The following is an 18851-nucleotide window of genomic DNA, read 5'->3' as shown; positions in this document are numbered from 1 at the left end:
GCACGGCAAGGCTAGCGCGGGGCGCGCTCACCGCCTTTCCCTCAGCGGTTCCCCCGACCGCCCGTCCTCCCGCGCGCACCGCGGGTCGCGGGGCCACCTCGGGCGCGGCGCCCCGGTCCCTGCCGCCCGTCCCCAATCCGGCCGCACCGCCGCCCCACCCCCACGCAACAAAAAAGCCGGCCCCCACAGGGACCGGCCTGATGCCGTGCGTGACGCCGCGGCCTTGAGGATCAGGCGCCTTTCAGCGTCTTGGCGACCTCGGCGGCGAAGTCTTCCTCTTTCTTCTCGATCCCCTCGCCGACGGCGACGCGGGCGTAGCCCGTCACCTCGACGCCCGCGTCCTTGGCCGCCTGGGCCACGGTCACGTCCGGGTTGATGACGAACTTCTGCCCGAGCAGCGTCACCTCTTCGAAGAACTTGGCCATCCGGCCGACGATCATCTTCTCGATCACCGAATCCGGCTTGCCCGATTCGCGGGCCTGCTCGGTCAGCACCGACTTCTCACGCTCGACCAGCGCCGGGTCGAGATCCGCCTCGGAGAGCGAGGCCGGCGAGGTCGCCGCGATGTGCATGGCGATCTGCTTGCCCAGCTCGGCCGCCTTGGCGGCGTCGCCCTTGAGCGCGACCAGCACGCCGATCTTGCCCATGTTCGGCGCCGCGGCGTTGTGGACGTACGAGACGACCGTGTCGCCCTCGACCGTCACCATCCGGCGCAGGGTCATGTTCTCGCCGATCTTGGCGATCGCGTCGGTCAGCACTTCGCTCACCGGCTTGCCGTTCAGGGGCGCCGCCGCCAGCTCTTCGACCGAAGCGGTGCCGAGCGCGGTTTCCGCGATGCCGCGGACCATCGACTGGAACTCTTCGTTCTTGCCGACGAAGTCGGTTTCCGAGTTCACCTCGACCGCCACGCCCTTGCCGTCCTTGACGGCGACCGCGACCAGCCCTTCGGCGGCCACGCGGCCGGATTTCTTGGCGGCCTTGGCCAGACCCTTGGTCCTCAGCCAGTCCACCGCGGCCTCCATGTCGCCCGAGGTCTCCTCGAGCGCCTTCTTGGCGTCCATCATCCCCGCGCCGGTCGATTCGCGCAGCTCTTTCACCATCGCGGCCGTGATAGCCATGGTCTTCTCCTTGTTGGTCAATGCGTCAGGCGGGGTCTGGCCCCGCCTGATGAAAGTCCCGTGACGGCGCGGCTCAGGCGCCGGCGGTCTCGGCCTCGGCGTCCGCGGCCTCGAGGTCGTCGATGTCCTCGGCCGGGGCGTCCGACAGCGCGCCGAGATCGACGCCCGCGGCGCCCATCTGCGCCGACATCCCGTCCAGCGCCGCGCGCGCGACCAGGTCGCAGTAGAGCGCGATGGCGCGGGCCGCGTCGTCGTTGCCCGGGATGACGTGGGTCACGCCCTTGGGCGAGCAGTTGGTGTCAACCACCGCGACGACCGGGATGCCAAGCTTGTTGGCTTCCTGCACGGCGAGGTCTTCCTTGTTCACGTCGATCACGAACAGCAGGTCGGGCAGGCCGCCCATCTCGCGGATGCCGCCGAGGCTCGCCTGCAGCTTGGCCTGCTCGCGCTCCATCCCGAGGCGTTCCTTCTTGGTCAGCCCCTCGGCGCCGCCCGACATCGCCTCGTCGATCTGCTTGAGGCGCTGGATCGACTGCGACACGGTCTTCCAGTTGGTCAGCGTGCCGCCGAGCCAACGGTGGTTCATGTAGAATTGCGCGGATTTTTCCGCCGCTTCGGCCACGGCCTTCTGCGCCTGCCGCTTGGTGCCGACGAACAGCACCCGGCCGCCCTTGGCCACGGTGTCGCGGATCACGGTCAGCGCCTGGTCCAGCATCGGGACCGTCTGGGTCAGGTCGATGATGTGGATGCCGTTGCGGTCGCCGTAGATGTATTCCGCCATCCGCGGGTTCCAGCGCTGGGTCTGGTGGCCGTAGTGAACGCCAGCTTCGAGCAGCTGACGCATGGAGTATTCGGGAAGCGCCATGTCCATGTCCTTTCCGGTTTGCGCCTGGGGCAGGGGTTTCAGGACGCAACCGCATGGGCCGCCCCAACCGGTGGACCGTGGCGGATGTCTCCCGCCAGAGGCCCGCCCCCGCCTGTGAAGTGCGCGCGAGATAGGGCCAATCGGCCGCAGTTGCAAGGCGCAGCGCCCGGATCGGGGCGCCGTTCGGCGGCATTTTAGCGATTTTTCGCCTGACTGCGACCCGGCGGCGGGGCCCCATCAACCGAACCTTAAGCGATCGGTGCCCATAACGGCGCAAAGCGGGAATCGGTTTGGGAAGGGACGGACATGGCGACGGGGACGGGACAGGGGTGCAGGCGATGACGGCGGTGCTGACGCTCGATGCACGGCTCGATCTGGGCGCCGTGCGGCCGCTCGCGCAACGGCTCGGGGCCTGCGACGGCGCCGACCTCAGCCTCGACGCGGGCGGGGTGACCCATCTCGGCGCGCTGGCCGCGCAGTTGCTCGTGGCGGCGCGCCAGCGCTGGGCGTCGGCCGGGCTGCGGCTCGAGGTCGGCCCGCGCTCGCCTGCCTTCGACGAGGCGGTGGCGGTGATGGGCCTTGACCGATGGTTCGGGGCGGAGGACGCGCGATGAGCCTCAACATCCTCGCCGTGGACGACAGCCGGACCATGCGCGACATGGTGCGCCTTGCGCTCGGCGCCGCCGGCATGACCGTCACCACCGCCGATGACGGAGTGCACGGGCTCGAGGTGCTCGAGGGGATGGCGCCCGACGCGATCATCTCGGACATCAACATGCCGCGGCTCGACGGTTTCGGCTTCATCCGCGCGGTCCGCGCGATCGAGCGGATGCGCGGCGTGCCGATCCTGGTGCTCACCACCGAAAGCGCCCCCGAACTCAAGGCGCGGGCGCGCGAGGCCGGGGCGACCGGCTGGATCGTCAAGCCCTTCGATCCGGGCAAGCTGGTCAAGACCGTCCAGATGGTCACGGGCTGAGGAGGCGCGGCGATGTCCACCGACCCGATGGCCGAGATCCGCGCCTCGTTCTTCGTCGAGTGCGACGAGCTGATGGAGAGCTTGCAGGACGCGCTCGTGATCCTCGACGAGGATGGCGGCGACGCCGAGACGATCAACGTCGTCTTCCGCGCCGTCCACTCGATCAAGGGGGGCGCGGGGGCCTTTGGCTTCGACGCGCTGGTGGGCTTTGCGCACCGCTTCGAGACGGTGCTCGACCAGCTCCGCGCCGGCAAGCTCGCGCTGACGCCCGAGGCGACGCGGCTCTTCATCCAGGGCGCCGACCTGCTGCACGACCACATCCGCGCCGCCCAGTATGACGAGCCGCCCCCCGCGGGCGCCGAGCCGATGCTCGCCGCGCTCGAGGCGCTGATGGGCGACGCCGTCCCGGTCGAGGACGAGCCGGTGGACTTCACTCCCAGCGGGCTCGGATTCTCGCTCGACCTGCCGGGGTTCGACGGCTTCGGGTCGCTCGAGGCCGAGGGCGACGAGCCGGCTGCGACCGACGCAACCATAGACAGTATCGCGTCAGACCTGCCGGCGTGGCGGATCGACTTCACGCCCCACGCCGACCTCTTCACCAGCGGAAACGAGCCGCTGCTGATCCTGCGCGCCCTTGCCACGCTGGGCGACGCCGAGATGCGTTGCCATGTGCCCGACGACCTGTCTGCCGCGCCCCAGGCCGCCGAGGCGCCCCGTCTCGGCTGGACGATCCTGCTGCAGGGCGACGTGACCGAGCCCGAGATCCGCGAGGTCTTCGATTTCGTGACCGACGTCTGCGACCTCACCATCGCGCCCGCCGCGACCCCGCTGCCGCCGGGTGGGCCCGAAGGCGGGACGGACCCCTTCCTTGCCGATGACCCTGTCGAGAGCGCCATGTCCGAACCGCCGCTGCCCGAAACTCCGCAGTCCGAGCTTCCGCTGCCCGCCGACACCGCCGCGACCGCCGGCGAGGCGCCGCCGCTGCGGCTCGACGCCGACACCATCGTCGCGGCGGCCAACGCCGACGAGCCCACCCCCGGCGCCGCGCCGCGGGCGCGCTCGACCCGCCCCGAGGCCGAGCCGCCGGCTGCCACCGTCCGCGTCGATCTCGACCGGGTGGACCGGCTGGTGAACCTCGTGGGGGAGCTGGTCATCAACCAGGCGATGCTCGCCCAGAGCGTCTCCGAGGCGGGCATGGCCGAGAACAGCTCGGTGATGAACGGCCTCGAAGAATTCATGATGCTGACCCGCGACATCCAGGACGGGGTCATGATGATCCGCGCCCAGCCGGTGAAGCCGCTCTTCCAGCGCATGGCCCGCATCATCCGCGAGGCCGCCGCCGCCGTCGGCAAGGAGGTGCGGCTCCGCACCGAGGGCGAGGCGACCGAGGTCGACAAGACCGTGATCGAGCGCCTCGCCGATCCGCTGACCCACATGATCCGCAACTCGGTCGATCACGGCATCGAACTGCCCGAGACGCGCCGCGCCGCCGGCAAGCCGGCCGAGGGGATCATCACCCTCTCGGCCTCGCACCGCGCCGGCCGGGTGCTGATCGAGGTCGCCGACGACGGCGCCGGCATCAACCGCCCCCGCGTGCGCGAGATCGCGGTGGCCAAGGGGCTGATCCCGGCCGACGCCCAGCTCACCGACAGCGAGATCGACAACCTGCTGTTCCTGCCCGGGTTTTCCACCGCCAGCCAGGTCTCGGCGCTCTCCGGCCGCGGGGTCGGGATGGATGTGGTCAAAAGCGCCATCACCGCGCTCGGCGGCCGCGTGACCATCACCAGCGAGGCCGGGGTGGGGACGAAGTTCTCGATCTCGCTGCCGCTGACGCTCGCGGTGCTGGACGGGATGGTGGTGCGGGTCGCCGAGCAGACGCTGGTCGTGCCGCTCTCCGCCATCGTCGAGACGGCGACCTTTTCGGCCGAGAACGTCCGCCGCGTCGGGCGCCGCACCGAGCTGCTGCACATCCGCGGCGACCTCGTGCCGCTCTTCGATCTCGGGGTGCAGCTCGGCTTCCGCCGTGGCCCGCGCACGGCGCGCGAGTCGATCGTCATCCTCACCACGCAAGAGGACGGCAGCCGCGCCGCGCTGATCGTCGACCAGATCATGGAGCAGCGGCAGGTGGTCATCAAGGGACTGAACCGCAACTTCGGTCCCGTCCCCGGCGTGGCCGCCGCGACCATCCTCGGGGATGGGCAGGTGGCGCTGATCCTCGACCCCTCGGACCTCACCCGTCCCGACCGGCCCGCGGCCGAGCCGGACCAAGCGCTTGCAGGATGACGCCATGACCGACCTTCACCCCAACCCGCCCCCGGCCTTGGCCACGCCCGGCGCCACAGCCGAGATCGAGCTGCTGGCCTTCCGTGTGGGCGAACAGGAATACTGCGTCGACATCATGTCCGTGCGCGAGATCCGGGGCTGGTCGCGCGCCACGCCGCTTCCCTTCTCGCCGCCGCACGTCAAGGGGGTGATCAACCTGCGCGGCACCGTGCTGCCGGTGATCGACCTCGCCGTGCGGCTGGGGATGCCGCCGATCGAGGGCGACGAGCGCAACGTGATCATGGTCGTCTCGATCAACGGCCAGACCGCCGGGCTGCTCGTCGACGCGGTCTCCGACATCCTCGCCGTCGCCACCAGCGACCTGCAGCCGCCCCCCGATCTGGCCGCCGACAAGGACAAGGCCTGCATCAGCGCCCTGACGCTGGTCGAGAACCGGCTCATCCGGATGCTCGAACTGCAATCGGTGCTGCCCGCCCACCAGACCGACAGCGCGGCGTGACCATGTCCCCCCCCGACCTTCACGCCCCGCCCGCCGGCTTCGCGGACCCGCTTTACGCGCGGATCGCCGACCTGATCTACCGCGAGGCCGGCATCGTCCTCGGCCCGGAGAAGCGCGGTATGATGGATTCGCGCCTGCACCGGCGGATCGCCGCGAACAACTGCACGAGCCTCGCCGACTACGTCCAGCGGCTCGACAACGGCGCGCTCGCGGGCGAGCGCGACCACCTCGTCTCGGCGCTGACCACCAACTTCACCCATTTCTTCCGCGAGGCGCATCACTTCGACTTCCTGCGCGAGACGGTGTTTCCGTCGACCCCCGGCGACCCCCGCGCGCTGCGGATCTGGTCGGCCGGCTGCTCGTCGGGGCAGGAGCCCTATTCCATCGCCATCGCCGCACGCGAGGCGGGGCGCCGCGCGACCATCGTCGCCACCGACATCGACCACGCCATCCTCGAGCGCGCCCGCAGCGCCCGCTACCGCGACGGCGAGCTGACCGACATCCCTCCTCAGTCCCGCCAGCAGTTCTTCGCCCCCGAAGGTGACGAGTGGGTGCTGCGCCAGCCGGTCCGCGACATGGTCCGGTTCGAGCACATGAACCTGCACGGCGCCTGGACCTTCGACGGGCCCTTCGACGTGATCTTCTGCCGCAACGTGATCATCTACTTCGACGCCGCCGCCCAGTTGCGGCTGTGGGACAAGTTCTGCCGGCAGCTGCGCCCGGGCGGGTGGCTGCTGATCGGCCACTCCGAGCGCATCCCCGACCACCTGCGCACGCGGCTGCGGCCGGTCGGGCATACCGTCTATCAGTACGACCCGGGAAGGGGCGAGACATGAGCATCAGGGACCAGCTTCACATCATGGTCGTGGACGACATGTCCACCAGCCGCGGCCTGATCGTCCAGGCGCTCGAGACAATGGGGATCCGCAACGTCCACCACGCCGCCGACGGACAGGAGGCGTTGACCAAGATCGCCAAGCGTCCGGTGCATCTGGTCCTGTCGGACTTCAACATGCCGGGGATCGACGGGCTGACGCTGTTGCGGAGCCTGCGCAGCCAGGCGCCGACGCGCGGCGTCGGCTTCATCCTCATCACCGGCCGCGCCGACAAGGAGATCATCGACCGCGGCAAGTCCATGGGAATGAACAACTTCATCAAGAAGCCCTTCACGCCGGCCGACCTCAAGGCCTGCCTCGAGGCCGTGATCGGGCGGTTCTGATGGAGCCCGGGCAAATCCTGTCGGCCCTCGCCGACGAACTGGCGCTGCTGACCGAGGGTCTGCTGCGCCTTCAGGACGTGCCGCTGATCGCCGCGGCTGACGGAACGCCCCTGACCGGCGAGGCACTGCTCGCCGCGATGGTAGCGCTTCAGGATCTCGACCGGATGGCGCAGACGGCCGGGGCGCTCTCGGGCTTTGCTGCCGCGGTCGCTGCGGGCGGGGCAGTCTCGGCGGAGGCGGCGCTGGAGCGCATGCCGCTGCGGTCGGTGGCGGATCGGCTAAGGGAGAGGCTGGGCTGATGGGGCAGCTTTTAGGCAGGCTCGTGGGGGGAAGAATTGAGTGGTTTGACGGAGGAGTGATCGCCCTGCCGTTGCGTGGCTACGGGGGGTGGAGGTGCGAGGGCGATGCACTTTGCATCGAGGTGCCAGCTCGCCGGCGCGTTCGAAGGGCGAACGCAGAGCTGATACTCTGATCGTCAGTCCGCGGGGTGGTCACCCTCGAGCACCGACCGAGAAATTGGGGTGCAATGAAAGGAACTGGCGCACCCGACACGATTCGAACGTGTGGCCTCCACCTTCGGAGGGATTACGACTAGCTCCGTCGATTACCGAAAGGGGCACGCCATGATGCGCTATGCTACTGTAAATAAAAAGGAATTTGATTTCCTTTGCCGACAAGCCTATCCTTCTGTTCGCCACGGTTTTCGCCCTGCTGCTTACGTGGTGCTTACGTGGGTTTTCGGGCATGTGACGGAGGAAGTCCATGGCTAAACTGACAAAACGGGTCGTCGATGCGGCGGAAAGCCGTCGCAGTGATTACGTGATCTGGGACGATGAGCTACCCGGTTTCGGCCTCCGTGTCTTCACATCAGGCAAGCGCAGCTATGTGATCCAGTATCGCCAGGGAGGACGCTCGCGGCGCTACACCATTGGTCTGCATGGCATCTGGACACCGGAACAGGCGCGTCAGGAGGCCAAGGTCCAACTCGGCAGGATCGCGCGCGGCGAAGATCCGGCAGAAGAAAAGCAGCTCGATCACAAGTCCATGTCGGTCAAGGAACTCTGCACTCTCTACCAGAAGGATTTGCAGGCCGGTTTGATCCTCGGGAAAGGCGGGAGGCCGAAGAAGCCCAGCACCATCATTTCCGACGTTGGGCGGATTCAACGCCACATCATTCCCCTGCTCGGCACGCGCCGGGTGAAAGATCTGACCAAGGCCGACATCACCAAAGCCATGAAGGACATCATGGCCGGCAAGACACGCCTGGTAGCAAAGACCGAAAAGCTCCGGGGCAAGTCCATCGTGAAAGGCGGCGTTGGCACCGCGACCCGAACCATCGGACTCTTCGGCGGCATCCTCACCTATGCCGTGGAAGCCGGCCTCATTGACGTGAACCCCGCTCACGGCGTTCGGCGGCCAAAGGATAATGTCCGCGCCCGACGGCTGAGCGAGGCGGAATACCGTCTCCTAGGGGAAATGCTCCGGGCCGCTGCCGAGAACGAAACCTACCGCATGACGGCGGACATCATCCGGCAGATCGCGCTCACCGGGTGCCGTCGCGCCGAGATGGTCGGATTGCAATGGGATGAAGCGGACACCGAATACAGTTGTCTGCGGCTGAAGGACAGCAAGGAGGGTCGCTCCATCCGTCCGGTCGGATTGCCGGTCGTCGAGTATCTCGAAAAGCGGCGGGCCGATACGGATGGCGACTATGTGTTTCCCGGCCGAGACGGCGACAAGGCATTCGGCTCCTTCCCCAATCACTGGAAGAAGATCTTCGCGGACTCCCCGCTTGCCGACATCACTCCTCACGTCCTCCGCCATAGTTTCGCAAGCGTGGCGAACGATCTCGGGTTCACGGAGATCACCATCGCCGCCCTCGTCGGACACGCAAAGGGATCGGTCACGAGCAACTACATCCACACCGTCGACACCGCCCTCATTATGGCGGCCGACACGATCGCGGGCTACATCCAGGGACTGCTGGACGGCATCGAGTTCAAGCAGACCACCTATGCGCTGGATCGGGACTCCAGGAAGACATCACTCGCGCGCTTCCTTCAGAAGGCGGCGGGCAACGACAACCCCTCCGAAGTCGCGCAACCCCTGGCCGCCTGACCATGGCGGACACGGACGGGTGGGCGTTGCTCAACCTTGAAACCGGGGCGCCTCCAATATATATTCCGGCACATCGGAAGATTTATTTGTTGGAGGCGTCCATGCCCGCGACTGAAATGCTGAAGGCCACGGAGGCGGCCGTTGTCGCCCGCGTCAGCCTGCGCGATGTCAATCGCGTCATCGACGAGCGCATCCTGCCCGAAACGCTGGTCTCGGTCGAGAACGGGCGTTTCGTGCTGGGGGCCGCCTGCACCCTGATCGCCTTCTATTTCGAGAGCGCCAAGCGGCTGACCTCGGAGGAACGCCTGTTCGCCATCCGCTCCGCCGAGCCACGGTTGCGGCGCTGGAACCGCGCAGCCACCGAGGCCATGCTGAAAGCCGACTGGACCGTTCGCCACGACTTCCTGACCATCGACCTTCTGCCCTTCTTCGAGCGTTCCGTCGCACGGCTGGAACGGCTGGACGCCGCGCGCGAGGTGGTCACCATCTCCGATGACATCATGGGCGGCACCCCGGTCATCAGCGGCACGCGCGTTCCGGTTCACGACGTCGCGGCCGCATTGGCGGCGGGCGTCCCCGCCAAGGAGATCCTTGAGGATTATCCGTCTCTGACCGAGGACAGGCTGGAATTGGCCACGCTCTATGCGGAGGCCAACCCCCTTCGCGGACGGCCGAAGCCGCTCATCGCCAGACTGCCCGAAGGTGCGCGCATCCTCTCGGATCATCGCGTGCCGCGCAGGCGAGCCGGATGAAGTTCCTGATCGACGAATGCCTCAGCCCGAAGCTGACCGAGCTGGCTCACCAGAGGGGGCATGGGGAATCGTCCCATGTCGTCTGGCTGGGCCGCTCGGGCGCGAAGGACTGGGATCTCATCCCCCTCATCATCGAGGACGACTGGACCTTCGTGACCCGCAATTCCGTCGATTTCCGGGGCGCAGCCTCGCGCCCCGGCGAGAAAGGGCAATATGCCCGTGTCGATCTGCATGCCGGACTGGTCTGCCTCAATGGCCCCGAGGGTATGACGCGAGCCCTCCAATTGGAGTTGTTCGAGCAAGCCCTGCTCGAACTTGACGCCGATCCAGACCTTGTGAACCAGGTGCTTGAAGTCACGCTGGAGGACGATGACCATCTGCGTGTTATCCGATATGCGCTCCCTTCGGAGCCGGACCAGAGAACCTGACGGGAGCGCGATCAGCGCTCACGCGGCCAAGCCGCGTGCATGTCGTCGATCACATAGGCATGGGCATGGCGTCGACCATGCCCAGCTTCTGCGAGATGCGGATGGTCGGCCGACAGATCGGCATGACCGTGTTCAAGCACCTCTGGATCGTCGGCAGGCCAGACGGCGAAGCCGATGCCGATCGCGACAGCGGCCAGCGCGGCCAGAATGATCGCCGTCATCGGCAGGCCGAGCGTCGCGCCGGCCCACCCGGCAAGCGGATAGGCGATCAGCCAGCAGGCATGGGAAAGCGCGAACTGCGCGGCGAACAGCGCCGGCCGGTCTTCGGGATTGGCCGAGCGCCGGAGCAGCCGGCCGGATGGCGTCTGTGCCGTGGAATAGCCGACACCGAGCAGGAACCACAGCGGCAACAGCCAGCCGTAGCCCGGCAGCGCCGCCGCCGCCAGTGTTCCCACCGCCAGCAGCGATGCGCCACCGAGCATCGCCGTTCGATCTGGAATCGAGTCCAGCAGCTTCGGCAGCGCAAGCGCCGCGACCATCGAGCCGCCACCGAACGCCGCGAGGGCCAGGGCCATCGCCTGGTTGTCGAGGCCATAGACAGCCTGCACGTAAACGACCGTATTCACGATCACCAGCGCGCCCGCCGAGGCGACTGCGAGGTTGATCGCCAGCAGCCCGCGCAGGCGCGGCGTCGCCAGATAGATGCGGATGCCGCGCGTCGTGCGGTCGTAGATACCACGTGGTTTCGACGGTTTCGGACTCGGCAGGACGACCGAGATCACCAGAGCCGCCGAGACGAGGAAGCCGATCACCGTGCCGGCGAATAGGCTATGGAACGAGATGAAGGCGAGAAGTGCCGCCGCCAGCATCGGACTGACGACGCTTTCCAGATCGTAGGCCAGCCGGGAGAGCGACAGCGCGCGCGTGTATTCCTTCTCGTCCGGCAGGATGTCGGGGATCGTCGCCTGGAAGGTCGGCGTGAAGGCGGCCGAGGCCGATTGCAGCACGAAGATCAGAACATAAACCTGCCAGATCTCGGTGACGAAAGGCAGGAAAACGGCAACGGCGGCGCGGACGAGATCGAGCGCCACCAGCATGGCGCGCCGCGGCACACGCTCGGCGAATGCCGATGCGACCGGCGCGACACCGACATAGGCGATCATCTTGATGGCGAGCGCGGTCCCCAGCACCGCACCGGCCTCTGCCCCCGCCAGTTCGAAAGCCAGCAGGCCCAGCGCCACCGTCGCAAGGCCGGTTCCCACCAGTGCGATGACCTGTGCCAGAAAGAGGTGGCGATAGGTCCGGTTTTCGAGGATCGCCAACATCACAGATACTTCGCTATTTCCTTGAACTCGTCGATCGACTGCCGCCGATCACGCCCGAGCGGCCCGACCACTTCTTCGAGGCAATGGTCGAGGTGATCCTGAATCAGTGTCTTCTTGGCCTGGGCGATAGCCTTCTCGACGGCATGGAGCTGCTGGGCGATGTCGAGGCACGGCCGCCCGCCCTCGATCATCTCGATGACGCCGCGAAGATGACCATCGGCGCGCTTCAGCCGCTTGACGATCTCCGGGTGGGATTGGTGAGTTTGGGATGGCTTGGTCATCGTCATATCCTATCCCCCTGTAGGGGATATGCCAAGATGGTCGAACGTCGAAAGCAGGTCGCTCGTTTGGCTATAGCGGCAGGTGAAGTCCGGTATTGCTTACTTGCACTTCTACGCTTTTGCGGTTGTCGGTTCTTGCGGGGGAAAGCCTTCCCCCTGGCCGGCACTGCGTTGCCGGCACACCCCCTTCTGCGGGGAGACCCCGCAACGCCCCCTGGGTAGGTCTCAGCCGGACTCAGTGATGTGGTGGACGCGCTCGCCTCGCGATACACTGTCCCAATGCCTATACTTCATCTCATCTGTGGGCTTCCCGGCTCGGGCAAGACCACATTGGCACGGCAGCTTGAGAATCAGGGAAAGGGGCTTCGCCTCTCTCCCGACGAATGGATGTCCGCGCTCGGATTCCAGCTCTACGACGAGGAGGGCCGCGCGCGTGTCGAACGGTTGCAATGGCGTCTGGCCCAACGCCTTCTGGCCGCCGGAAACGACGTCATTCTGGAGAACGGCTTCTGGTCAAGAGAGGAGCGCGATTCCTACCGGGCGGTTGCGCAGTCGCTCGGCTGCGAGACCCGGCTTCACTATCTCGACGTCCCCGTCGAGGAGTTGCAGCGTCGGATCATCGCCCGCAACCGCGATGCGCCTGCCGATGCGGCTGTCGATCCGAACGATCTTCTCGCTTGGTCGAAGATGTTCGAACCGCCGACCACGGACGAACTTGCGGTTGGGCACGGCACCGCGCCGCCGTGATCGGCGGCAGCGCCGCTTTAGAGTGAGAGTGCAGACGGGGTTTGCCGTGACGGGTTGAGGGCTGGAGAAGAGGTCTCCGGCGCCCGTCGCGGAGAACCGCGATGTCCAGATACGACCATACCCCCCGTTCCGGCGCGGATCGGGCGAACCTTTACGACGAGATCACCGACAAGATCATCGCCGAGCTTGAGGCCGGGCGCTTTCCTTGGGTCCAGCCCTGGGGCAAGGCCACGGCCCAGGCTCCGCTCGGCCTGCCGCAGAACGCCAGCACCGGCCGCGCCTATAGCGGCATCAATATCCTCATCCTGTGGGGCGCCGTCGTCCAGCACGGCTTCCCCGGACAGGGCTGGCTCACCTTCCGCCAGGCGCTTTCGCTCGGCGGCAATGTCCGCAAGGGCGAGCGCGGCACAACCGTCGTCTATGCCGATCGCTTCACGCCCGAGGACGAGAAGCGGCGGGCGCGCGAGACCGGCGAGGAACCGGGGAAGATCCCGTTCCTGAAGCGGTTCACGGTGTTCAACACCGCGCAGTGCGAGGGCCTGCCCGAGGACATTGCCGTGGCCATGCCGCCTCCGCCATCCGGACTGGTCGAGCCGAGGGTCGAGGCGCTCATCAAGGCGACCGGCATCGACTTCCGCATCGGCGGCGACCGCGCCTACTACGTCCCGGCCCTCGACCATGTGGTCGTTCCGCCGCCGCAAGCCTATTTCGAGCCGATCAACTGGCACCGGACGGCCCTGCATGAACTGGGTCATGCGACAGGCCATGCGTCCCGGCTGAACCGCGATTTTTCCGGTTCCTTCGGCACCAGGAAATACGCTTTCGAGGAGCTGGTGGCGGAAATCTCGGCCGCCTTCTGCTGTGCCTCCCTCGGCATTGTGCCGACCGTCCGCCATGCCGATTACATCGCCTCCTGGCTCGAAGTGCTGCGCGAGGACAACCGGGCCGTCGTCCGCGCTGCCTCGCAGGCGAGCAAAGCGGCCGACTGGATTTTGTCCTTCCTGCCAGATGCGGACGGGCTCGGTGCGGCCGACGATGAGCGGGAGGCAGCATGATGAACGCGCTCGCCTTTCCCGGCTCGATCCCCGATCCTGCGCAGGCGGCCGAGATCCGCCTGCGTGTCCTCAGCCTCGGCGCCGGCGTCCAGTCGACCACGCTCGCCCTCATGGCTGCCCATGGCGAGATCGGCCCGATGCCGGATTGCGCGATCTTCGCGGACACCGGCTGGGAGCCGAACGCGGTCTATGAGCATCTTGCCTGGCTGGGATCGCCGAATGTCCTGCCATTCCCCATCCATATCGTCTCGGCCGGGGATATATGGCGGCGGCTCGCGGCAGGAGCCGCGCATCTTCTTCTCAGGCTTCTGGTCACAAGGCGATGGCGCTTGCTGGGAAGGGTTCTACTCCTATCGGAAGAACGCCTCGGCCGAGATTCGATCCCATGCACCGCAGGATACGGCCCTGCACGGTATCGCCGATGCCCTTCAGGCAATCCAGCGACGCAATTTCTACCAGCTTCGCGCCGAGGCCAGCCATCGTGGTCGCTACTACCATGAGTATTGCATGGCGATTTCCGTCGAACGCGACAGCCAGACATATCAGGACATGACCGCCGATGCCGAGGAGATCGTGATTGAGGCGCTGCGCGATCTGGCCCGTTGGCTCTACCGCCAGCTTGAGCGCGAATACGACTACCTCTCCTCGGATGAGGCGGTGGATGAGACCATCACCGCCAACGAATATACCTTCACCAAAGCCGGACGCCGTTTTGGCTGACCCCGACAAGCGCTCCGCCTCTCGGCCGGGCGCTTGTTTCATGCCTGTTTACGCCACGGCTTGAGAGGGAGAGAGCGGCCGGAAGGGATTTGAGCCGGTGCGGTCGAGAGAGCGCCGTGCGGCTCGGTCCTATTCCGCTCTCCCAAGGAATCTCCGATGAACATGATCTCTGCTTCCGCGGCGGCCTCCGCCGCCGCGCCGCTTCCACTCGACCATGACGCCGAGACGGCTGCTTCCACCTTCACCGCTGCCGGTTTCCTGCTGCCGCATCTCGAACGCGGTCAGCGTGTCGATGCCGCAACCCTGCGCGGCGCCATGGAAGCGGCCTTCGGCGCTTCCGATGCCACCGGCGCCTGGAACTGGAAGACCGCCTATGATGCCTGCGAGGCGGCGACCGTCCTCTTCCTGCGCAAATACGGCGCTGCGCTTTTCCGCAGAGCCGGGTCATCGGCGGCTATCCTGCCGCAGCTCGGCAAGATCGCCGGGCTCCTGCCGACGCATACACGCCGGTCGGAGGAAGCCCAGACCTTCCAGCAGTTCTCCACCCCGATCCCGCTCGGCTTCGCCGCGCTCACGGCGGCGGCGATCACGCCTGCCGACCGGGTGCTGGAGCCCTCGGCCGGCACCGGGCTCCTCGCCATTCTGGCCGAGATCGCCGGCGGCACGCTGCTCCTCAACGAACTCGCCGAGATGCGCGCCGGCCTGCTTTCCTCTCTCTTTCCGGCCCTCTCCGTGACCCGCTTCGACGCCGCCCAGATCGACGATCACCTCGATCCCGGCCTCGTTCCGACCGTCGTGCTGATGAACCCGCCGTTCTCGGTCATGGTGAATGTCGAGGGCCGCATGGCCGATGCCGCCTTCCGCCATGTCGCCTCGGCGCTGGCGCGCCTTGCGCCCGGCGGGCGGCTTGTGACCATCACCGGGGCGAGCTTCGCCGCCGACAATCCGGCATGGACCGCCTCCTGGACCCGGCTGCAGGAGCGCGGCCGCGTCACCTTTTCCGCCGCAGTCGATGGGTCGGTCTATGCCAAGCATGGCACCACGATCCCAACCCGGCTGACCGTCATCGACAAGCTGCCCGCCGACGACCCTGCGGTGTTTCCGACAGCAATCGGAGTCGCGCCGGACGTGGCGACGCTGATGGGCTGGCTGGCGGATCAGTTGCCCGCGCGGCTGCCGGTCGATCCCGGCGTTGCCGTGCCGATCGCGCGGCCTGCCGTCCCCCGCACCGTGCGCGGCTATGTCAACCGAACGGCGAGGGCTGCGCCCGCCGCGCCGCTGGCCGAGCCGGAGGGGGTGCCGCTCGCCTATGAGACCGTCGATTGGGCACCGGCCGAAGACGGCCGCCTCTCCGATGCGATCTATGAGGAATACGGTCTCCAGACCATCCGCATCGCCGGCGCGCAGGCGCATCCGACCCAGCTCGTGCAATCGGCGTCGATGGCGAGCATCGCGCCGCCGAAGCCGAGCTACCGGCCGATGCTGCCCGGCGACATCCTCGGTAGGCTGTCCGAGGCGCAACTGGAAACCGTGATCTATGCCGGCGAGGCCCATACGGGCTTCCTCGCCGGGGCCTGGACGGTCGATGACACGCTCGACAGCCTGTCCGCCGCGCCGGAGGAGGCCGAGGGTGCCATCCGCTTCCGTCAGGGCTTCATGGTCGGCGACGGCACTGGTGTCGGCAAGGGCCGGGAATCCGCTGCCATCATCCTCGACAACTGGATGCAAGGGCGGCGTAAGGCGGTCTGGATATCGAAGTCGGACAAGCTGCTGGAGGACGCCCAAAGGGACTGGAGCGCCCTCGGCATGGAGCGGCTGCTGGTCACGCCGCTGTCGCGCTTCCTACAAGGCAAGCCGATCACTCTGGGCGAAGGCGTCCTATTTTTGACCTATGCCACGCTGCGCTCCGACGACCGCGGCGAAAGGGTTTCGCGCGTCAAACAGATCGTCGAATGGTTGGGCTCCGACTTCGATGGGGTCATCATCTTCGACGAGGCGCATGCCATGGCCAACGCCGCCGGCGGCAAGGGAGAACGCGGTGATGTCGCCGCCAGCCAGCAGGGTCGCGCCGGGCTGCGCCTCCAGCATGCCCTGCCGCAGGCCCGCGTCGTCTATGTCTCGGCCACCGGCGCCACCACCGTCCACAACCTCGCCTATGCGCAGCGCCTGGGCCTCTGGGGCGGCGAGGATTTCCCGTTCTCGACCAGGGCGGAATTCGTCGAGGCGATCGAGGCCGGCGGCGTCGCGGCAATGGAGGTGCTGGCCCGCGACCTGCGCGCCCTCGGCCTCTACACCGCCCGTTCGCTGTCATTCAAAGGCGTGGAATACGAGCTGCTCGACCATGAGCTGACCCCGGAGCAGATCCGCATCTACGACAGCTACGCCGATGCCTTCCGGACGTTATGCGCAGCTGCGCATAAGATGGCTAATCGCGAGGACGCGATAATGCGAAGGAACGCGGCACCATCGCTATTTTTCGGGGATATCGGGGCTGCGTCCTTCACATTATTTCTCCTTCGGTTGGGGTCAGAGGGTATCGAGCCAGGCGAGCAGGTCCGCGTCACGTTTCCATCGCGCGGGTCGATTTCCTTCTGCCGGAACGCCGACCTGTTCGAGCGCCTTTCGCTTGGTTTCGAGATTGGCCTGAGCGTAGTGGTTGGTCGTGTCGAGGCTGACATGCCCCAGCCAGCTGCGGATGACGGTGATGTCGACGCCCGCCGCGACGAGGTGGACGGCCGTCGCGTGCCGGAAGCTGTGCGGCGTCACATGTTTCAAACGCAGCGAGGGCGTCGTTTTCGCCGCGGCCGCGACGTAGGCCGCCAGCTTGAACCGCACGCCCGAAGCTCCCAGTGGCTCGCCGTAGCGATTGACGAAGATGCGCTCATCCGGCGCGCGTGGCTGCCGCTCCAGCAGCTTCTTCATCAAAGCCACGGTTTCCGGCCAGAGCGGGCAGATGCGTTCCTTTCGCCCCTTGCCGTAAAGACGCACATAATACGGTGCTTCAAAACGGATCGCGCCGGGACACAGATCGAGCGCCTCCTGGATGCGCGCACCGCTATTATAGAGCAGCGACAGCAGCACATGGTCTCGCATCCCTTCAATGGTCGACCGGTCGGGCTGCGCGAGAATGGCCTCGACCTCCCCTGGCTCAAGGTAGCAGGGCACGGCGGTAGGTTTTCGCTTGAGCGGGATCGTGAGGACCTCGGCGCATTGGGCGATATATTCAGGGTCCTTGTCCGCCACGAAGCTGAAGAAGCTGCGGATCGCGGCAAGCCGACAATTGCGCGTGCCGATCGTGCCCTTGCGACCATGCTCGGCATGGGTAAGGAACGCGCGCACCTCGCTGGCGGAGACGTCGGCCAGCGTGATCCGTGCGACACCGCCGCCGTTTCGCTCCGCGACGAACCGGAGCAACATCCGCCAGGTGTCCCGATAGGACTTGATGGTATGGATCGAGGCGCTACGCTGTTCCGCCAGCCATTCCTGGAAGAAGGCCCGCAACAGTTCGGGGAAGGGATTTGTGGCTTTCATGACAGCGCCTCCCCGTTGAGACAGGGGGCGCCGACGGCGCGGAACCGCTCGCTGGCTTCCTGCAGAAGATCCTGCGTGACGGTGATGTAGACCAGCGTCGAGTTGATGTCCCGGTGACCCAGATAGGTCGAGAGGAAGTGCAGGCGGTCCTGCGGGTTGATGCCGATCCGGTACCATTGAAGGATCCGGTTCACGACCATCGAATGCCGCAGGTCATGCACACGTGGCCCCGTCCGTCCGGAGGGTGGCTTGAATCCGGCGCGGCGCATGACGTTGGTGATCATCGTGGTGACCGTCTCCGGAGTATGGTGGCCCTTGAAGTGGCCCTGCCAAAACAACCCCGATTGCTTGTCTTGTGGAGCACCTGCGCGCCGCCTCGCATCGAGATAGGCACGTAGTTCGGTCATGACGCTGTCCGACTGAGGCAGGATCCTGGTCTTGTAGAACTTCGTTTCCCGGACCGTGATCGTGCCGGATTGAAGGTCGACGTCGCCCAGATCGAGCCGCGCAATCTCACTACGTCGAAGCCCGGCGCAATAGGCAAGCAGGATCATGGTGTAGAGGGTCCACGGCCGCAGCGGGGCATGCGGCGACGGATAGGAACGGGCGACTTCGAGCATGTGCCGGATGTCAGCCGGGCTGAAGATATGCGGTTGCCGGTGCTCCCGAGCCACCTCTCGTTCCGGTCGCGGGTTGAAGCGTTTCGGCGGAATGTTTGGATCGAGCCGGTGCCGCGCCTTGGTCAGGATGCGCCCCAGCTTCTGGCATTCCGCCGCGTGATTGCGGGTGGACTTGGCCGCTGCCCAATGGGACAGCATCGTCTCGAGCGGCTCGTCCGCCAGTTCCGGATGAGCCTGCAGGAACCGGTCAAACCGGTCGTGTCGCGTATGTGGTGGAAATTGCCGAGCAGCGAGCTCCGGGCATGTAACGATGG

Annotated in this window: 20 protein-coding genes and 1 pseudogene; 15 read left to right on the top strand and 6 right to left on the bottom strand. The window is 66.7% G+C overall.

Annotation, left to right across the window (positions count from 1 at the left end):
- Positions 1 to 230: 230 nt before the first annotated feature.
- Together tsf and rpsB are read right to left on the bottom strand one after the other, a co-directional pair.
- Positions 231 to 1118 (bottom strand): translation elongation factor Ts, encoded by an 888-nt coding sequence (gene tsf, locus ACFHYO_RS12065; protein WP_036712727.1) that lies wholly within the window; start codon positions 1116 to 1118, stop codon positions 231 to 233.
- A 73-nt stretch (positions 1119 to 1191) separates the two neighbouring features.
- Positions 1192 to 1989, bottom strand: a complete 798-nt coding sequence (gene rpsB, locus ACFHYO_RS12060; RefSeq protein WP_139305886.1) for a 30S ribosomal protein S2 — start codon at positions 1987 to 1989, stop codon at positions 1192 to 1194.
- Between the two features lie 332 nt (positions 1990 to 2321).
- Between rpsB and ACFHYO_RS12055 the strand changes: the two genes are divergently transcribed.
- From ACFHYO_RS12055 to ACFHYO_RS12005, 11 genes are all read left to right on the top strand, one after another.
- Entirely contained in the window at positions 2322 to 2597 is a 276-nt protein-coding gene (locus ACFHYO_RS12055; protein WP_036712724.1) for an STAS domain-containing protein, read from the top strand.
- Positions 2594 to 2959: a response regulator gene (locus tag ACFHYO_RS12050; RefSeq protein WP_036703542.1), complete on the top strand. Its 366-nt coding sequence runs from the start codon at positions 2594 to 2596 to the stop codon at positions 2957 to 2959. Before ACFHYO_RS12055 ends, ACFHYO_RS12050 begins: the two co-directional genes overlap by 4 nt.
- 12 nt (positions 2960 to 2971) lie before the next feature.
- Positions 2972 to 5242, top strand: a complete 2271-nt coding sequence (locus tag ACFHYO_RS12045; protein ID WP_394320684.1) for a chemotaxis protein CheA — start codon at positions 2972 to 2974, stop codon at positions 5240 to 5242.
- A 4-nt stretch (positions 5243 to 5246) separates the two neighbouring features.
- Positions 5247 to 5741: a chemotaxis protein CheW gene (locus ACFHYO_RS12040; RefSeq protein ID WP_394320682.1), complete on the top strand. Its 495-nt coding sequence runs from the start codon at positions 5247 to 5249 to the stop codon at positions 5739 to 5741.
- A gap of 2 nt (positions 5742 to 5743) precedes the next feature.
- Positions 5744 to 6577, top strand: a complete 834-nt coding sequence (locus ACFHYO_RS12035) for a CheR family methyltransferase (protein ID WP_394320680.1) — start codon at positions 5744 to 5746, stop codon at positions 6575 to 6577.
- Positions 6574 to 6960, top strand: a complete 387-nt coding sequence (locus ACFHYO_RS12030) for a response regulator (protein WP_394320678.1) — start codon at positions 6574 to 6576, stop codon at positions 6958 to 6960. The genes ACFHYO_RS12035 and ACFHYO_RS12030 overlap by 4 nt, the downstream gene beginning before the upstream one ends.
- On the top strand, positions 6960 to 7259 hold the full coding sequence (locus ACFHYO_RS12025) for a hypothetical protein (RefSeq protein ID WP_394320676.1): 300 nt from the start codon (positions 6960 to 6962) through the stop codon (positions 7257 to 7259). The genes ACFHYO_RS12030 and ACFHYO_RS12025 overlap by 1 nt, the downstream gene beginning before the upstream one ends.
- A 324-nt stretch (positions 7260 to 7583) precedes the next feature.
- Entirely contained in the window at positions 7584 to 7730 is a 147-nt protein-coding gene (locus ACFHYO_RS12020) for a hypothetical protein (protein ID WP_394320674.1), read from the top strand.
- Positions 7723 to 9078: a tyrosine-type recombinase/integrase gene (locus ACFHYO_RS12015; RefSeq protein ID WP_394320673.1), complete on the top strand. Its 1356-nt coding sequence runs from the start codon at positions 7723 to 7725 to the stop codon at positions 9076 to 9078. Before ACFHYO_RS12020 ends, ACFHYO_RS12015 begins: the two co-directional genes overlap by 8 nt.
- 101 nt (positions 9079 to 9179) lie before the next feature.
- Positions 9180 to 9830 (top strand): DUF433 domain-containing protein, encoded by a 651-nt coding sequence (locus tag ACFHYO_RS12010; protein WP_394320671.1) that lies wholly within the window; start codon positions 9180 to 9182, stop codon positions 9828 to 9830.
- Entirely contained in the window at positions 9827 to 10258 is a 432-nt protein-coding gene (locus ACFHYO_RS12005; protein ID WP_147097739.1) for a DUF5615 family PIN-like protein, read from the top strand. The genes ACFHYO_RS12010 and ACFHYO_RS12005 overlap by 4 nt, the downstream gene beginning before the upstream one ends.
- Positions 10259 to 10269: 11 nt before the next feature.
- Here the strand turns inward: ACFHYO_RS12005 and ACFHYO_RS12000 are convergent, their stop codons facing one another.
- The gene (locus ACFHYO_RS12000) at positions 10270 to 11583 is read right to left on the bottom strand and encodes an MFS transporter (protein WP_080620471.1); all 1314 of its coding nucleotides are present in this window, start codon (positions 11581 to 11583) and stop codon (positions 10270 to 10272) included.
- On the bottom strand, positions 11583 to 11864 hold the full coding sequence (locus ACFHYO_RS11995; RefSeq protein WP_080622743.1) for a metal-sensing transcriptional repressor: 282 nt from the start codon (positions 11862 to 11864) through the stop codon (positions 11583 to 11585). The genes ACFHYO_RS12000 and ACFHYO_RS11995 overlap by 1 nt, the downstream gene beginning before the upstream one ends.
- A 279-nt stretch (positions 11865 to 12143) precedes the next feature.
- On the opposite strand from ACFHYO_RS11995, the gene ACFHYO_RS11990 reads away from it, so the two are divergent.
- The 4 genes and pseudogenes from ACFHYO_RS11990 to ACFHYO_RS11975 all read left to right on the top strand — a co-directional run.
- Positions 12144 to 12611: a P-loop nucleotide/nucleoside kinase family protein gene (locus tag ACFHYO_RS11990; protein WP_394320769.1), complete on the top strand. Its 468-nt coding sequence runs from the start codon at positions 12144 to 12146 to the stop codon at positions 12609 to 12611.
- A gap of 101 nt (positions 12612 to 12712) precedes the next feature.
- Positions 12713 to 13666 carry an ArdC family protein gene (locus ACFHYO_RS11985; protein ID WP_394320668.1) on the top strand — a complete coding sequence of 318 codons (954 nt, stop codon included), beginning with the start codon at positions 12713 to 12715 and terminating at the stop codon, positions 13664 to 13666.
- 219 nt (positions 13667 to 13885) lie between these two features.
- Positions 13886 to 14386, top strand: coding sequence for a DUF8835 domain-containing pootine (locus ACFHYO_RS11980; protein WP_394320666.1), 501 nt, complete (start codon positions 13886 to 13888; stop codon positions 14384 to 14386).
- 156 nt (positions 14387 to 14542) lie between these two features.
- A pseudogene (locus ACFHYO_RS11975) lies at positions 14543 to 16966 on the top strand (strawberry notch-like NTP hydrolase domain-containing protein); the annotation flags it as partial.
- Here ACFHYO_RS11975 and ACFHYO_RS11970 read toward each other — a convergent pair.
- Together ACFHYO_RS11970 and ACFHYO_RS11965 are read right to left on the bottom strand one after the other, a co-directional pair.
- Positions 16913 to 17917, bottom strand: a complete 1005-nt coding sequence (locus ACFHYO_RS11970; protein ID WP_394320767.1) for a tyrosine-type recombinase/integrase — start codon at positions 17915 to 17917, stop codon at positions 16913 to 16915. The pseudogene ACFHYO_RS11975 and the gene ACFHYO_RS11970 sit on opposite strands and share 54 nt — an antisense overlap.
- Positions 17914 to 18851, bottom strand: a 938-nt coding sequence (locus ACFHYO_RS11965) for a tyrosine-type recombinase/integrase (RefSeq protein ID WP_394320664.1), incomplete at its 5' end; no start/stop codon positions are given. The genes ACFHYO_RS11970 and ACFHYO_RS11965, both read right to left, overlap by 4 nt.

The sequence above is a fragment of the Paracoccus panacisoli genome (assembly GCF_042435015.1).
Lineage (GTDB): Bacteria > Pseudomonadota > Alphaproteobacteria > Rhodobacterales > Rhodobacteraceae > Paracoccus > Paracoccus panacisoli.
Note: the sequence above shows the minus strand (reverse complement) of the source record. Positions and strands in the feature narration are given on the sequence as shown.